This is a genomic window from Mesorhizobium sp. FG116 (assembly GCF_057809835.1).
This window is the reverse complement of record NZ_JBMDKS010000095.1, coordinates 1-2,513: the sequence shown is the minus strand read 5'-3', so window position 1 is coordinate 2,513 and position 2,513 is coordinate 1. Positions and strand designations below refer to the sequence as shown.

The following is a 2,513-nucleotide window of genomic DNA, read 5'->3' as shown; positions in this document are numbered from 1 at the left end:
GAGGTGGCCATATTCAGGACGCCGCGCTGATAAGGTTGATGAAATCGTTGTTCAGCGCTTTGATCTGGTCGATGGCGTCCAGCACGCTCTCGCGAGCCCGTTTCCTCGCAGATGGCGCCATCTTTGGATTCTCGTCGATCTCGCGCAGCTTCGTATAGAGCGTTCCGTACCCGGCCGCGACGTCGCTGAAATGGTTGCTCTTACGGATGATCGTCTCGAAGGTCGGCACGTTGCCGGCACTGAGGAGCTTGATGACTTCCGGAATGGCGCGGTTCTTCATCATTGCGATATGATCGACATTGTTCCAGATGGCCGCATGTGGCGTGACCGCCCTGCCCTCCTGCGCTGCGATCTGCTTCAGGAGGTTCGAGACGTTGATCGCTTGCGTCGCGCTCGTCGCCTCGAGAATAACCGGAATGATCACCGCCTGGACCCTTCTGAAAACATCCAGGGCCCGACCATGGGCGTGCCCGCCGACGTCGTAGATGTGGATGTCGGCCGCCGGCGCCGAGTTCAGCCGCTCGTTCAGATCCTCATTCGGCAGTACGGAGATCGCATCGATATTGTCGCTCTCGCCGATCAAGCCGCGAGCGACGGAGGTCTTATACCAGCGAAAAAGCGACTGCTGCTGGTCGCAGTCGATGAGTAGCGTTCGGGTTCCCTGGCTACCGAACTCCCCCGCCAGATTAAGGCTGAGGACAGTCTTTCCTCCCCCTCCTTTGAACGTACACAGGGCCAGCGAAACGGACGGCGCATTGGAGATTGCCTGGATCGACATGAAGCGACAGCTCTTCGCAACGACTGAAAGGAATTACACCATAGTATAATTCTCTGAGCGTAGAGCGCAATGTCACCGGGCGTCATTTTGATAGTGCCGCCCAGTGACAATGACGCAATTTCACATTGTCACATTGTCACCGGGTGGCATTGTCACCGGGTGCCAATGTGACAATGACACCGAAGTCTTTTCTTGCGGTCCGCAGACGTTTCGATGTTCGGCCTGCCTGGTCGAAGCGGGCACACGCGAGCTTCTTCTACCCGTCTGAGGCGAAACCAAACTGGCGCCCCGCGGGCGCAATGGCTAGCTGTCACCAGCTAGCCTATCCTGCCATTTTCGAGAGTAGGCTGGTTGGCCAGCACCGTCGTCAATCATCTGGCCGCGCAACTGCTTGCAGATCGCGCGGCCAGATGATTGACCGATGTCCGACGAAGCCTTTGGCCGCTTTGCGACTGAAGGCGAGGACGACAGCGACTCACGGTGGTGGCCAACCAGCCTACTCTCGAAAAATCCGAAGCGAACGCCGAGAATGCACGACAGTGCATCGAGGCGGGAGCACCCCGCCAGGGTCGGAGCGCAGGCGTCAGTTGCGGCGGCAAACTGACGCCAAGCGAACGGCCCGGCTGGATTGGCGAAGTCGCGGCAGCGTCCGCCAACCGGCCCGAAAGGCCGGCTGCGAAGCAGGCTGCTAGGAGAGAGGGGTTTGGGGGGAGAGGCGGCTAGTCTCTCCCCCCAAGGCGCCCCGGCTGGCTCGATGCCGCCGGTGCGCCCTGCTTGATCGAACCGGCATTGCCACAGCGATGATCGGGCGGTCGGCGCCATGGCAGACGGGTTGTGATCGGGGCAGGTGGAATAGCGAGGCCGACGACAGCATCATCGCCGGCCCCACGCTATCCGCCTTAGATCTGGCGGGGATCCCGGCCTTGCGCATTGAGGATGCGCATGGCTTTCGGATTTGCCTGCACAGCCTTCAAGGCATCGTCCAGATCGTCAAATGGTTCTATGTTTTCGTCGATTTCCATGTCGCCGTCTTCGCTGATGTAGTGGCCGCGATAGAGAGGCGCGCGCCGGCAAATGTCGCTGCGGCGCTCCAGTTCACGGATGAGCGCGTAGGCGTGGCGCAGCTCGGTCCAGTATTGCTGGCTGCCGCCGTCGATGGAGGTGATTTGATCGGTCATGGTCAGCTCCTGCTGATTGCGGTGCGATGCGTTTTGAGATTGAGGGCCCAGCGCCTCGACGGGCCCCGGACAGGCCGATGCTTCCCCGTTGAGGCGCTGGAAGGTGCTGTTGATCTCGGGACGATCCCTAGATCGGGATCTCAGTGTCGTTCGTGGCCCACTCGGCGAGCATCGCGTCCCGCTCGGCTATGGCCCTGGCAAGCTCGGTTTCGATCAAGCGGCGCTCGTCGGGATAGACAGCGTTGCGGAGTTCGGCGCGCAATTCCTCGATGTGTTGATCAATGGACATTGTCGTCTCCTTCTCTCGATGACGACAGGCATTCATCGTTTATCGACGAGCGGGTCAGGGACCGCGAAGCGGCCGCCGGCGGCGGGGAGCGGGGGAGCCGATTTTTGCGCACGGCCCGCAGGGACGCGGCCGAAGGCCGGCAAAAATTGGGGGAACCGCTCATCCTTGACGCGCGAGGAGATGCGATAGAATAGGCGTCATTGAGAGAGAGACCCACGCGCGCGACCAGCGCGCGTGACCACATCCGACCGGCAGGTCGGGTCAGGCA

3 protein-coding genes are annotated in these 2,513 nt (G+C 61.1%); all 3 read right to left on the bottom strand.

Translation table 11 applies throughout. From position 1 onward, the window contains the following. Positions 1-13 precede the first annotated feature (13 nt). Entirely contained in the window at positions 14-778 is a 765-nt protein-coding gene (locus ACODTY_RS23775) for a ParA family protein (RefSeq protein ID WP_488996641.1), read from the bottom strand. Between the two features lie 899 nt (positions 779-1,677). Next, positions 1,678-1,956: a hypothetical protein gene (locus tag ACODTY_RS23770; protein ID WP_488996640.1), complete on the bottom strand. Its 279-nt coding sequence runs from the start codon at positions 1,954-1,956 to the stop codon at positions 1,678-1,680. A 127-nt stretch (positions 1,957-2,083) separates the two neighbouring features. Further along, positions 2,084-2,245, bottom strand: a complete 162-nt coding sequence (locus ACODTY_RS23765; RefSeq protein ID WP_488996639.1) for a hypothetical protein — start codon at positions 2,243-2,245, stop codon at positions 2,084-2,086. Between the last annotated feature and the right edge of the window lie 268 nt (positions 2,246-2,513).

Bases quoted from the DNA above. Each gene is read 5' to 3' on its own strand.
- ACODTY_RS23775 (WP_488996641.1), bottom strand. From the start codon at position 778: ATGTCGATCCAGGCAATCTCCAATGCGCCGTCCGTTTCGCTGGCCCTG.
- ACODTY_RS23770 (WP_488996640.1), bottom strand. From the start codon at position 1,956: ATGACCGATCAAATCACCTCCATCGACGGCGGCAGCCAGCAATACTGG.
- ACODTY_RS23765 (WP_488996639.1), bottom strand. From the start codon at position 2,245: ATGTCCATTGATCAACACATCGAGGAATTGCGCGCCGAACTCCGCAAC.